Origin of the sequence: Burkholderia sp. SIMBA_062 (assembly GCF_046534765.1) — a bacterium.
Taxonomy (GTDB): Bacteria; Pseudomonadota; Gammaproteobacteria; order Burkholderiales; family Burkholderiaceae; genus Burkholderia; species Burkholderia ambifaria.
Genome location: NZ_JAWRYD010000584.1, coordinates 1 through 239, shown reverse-complemented (window position 1 = coordinate 239; position 239 = coordinate 1). Strand labels below are relative to the sequence as shown.

Annotated in this window: 1 pseudogene; it reads left to right on the top strand. The window is 59.8% G+C overall.

Annotated features, from left to right (window positions below):
• Nucleotides 1–98, top strand: a pseudogene (locus SB786_RS37530) (IS66 family transposase); the annotation flags it as partial.
• Between the last annotated feature and the right edge of the window lie 141 nt (nucleotides 99–239).

The window sequence follows — 239 nt, the reverse complement described above, 5'->3', positions numbered from 1 at the left end:
ACCAATGGGCCGCGCTCACAATGTACGTCGACGACGGGATCGTCGAGATCGACAACAATGCGGCTGAGCGCGCCCTGAGAGCGGTAGCGACGGGGCGTTCATAGTGCACCTCCTTGCGAAACCTCGGTAAACATTGGGAGTTGCCCTTCAACGTCGTTGCGACACGGGCGATGTTTGCGCGTCAACGCAGCTGTAACTGCCTCACTGTGTAGATCGCTCGCGCGAATCTGCCACGGAGC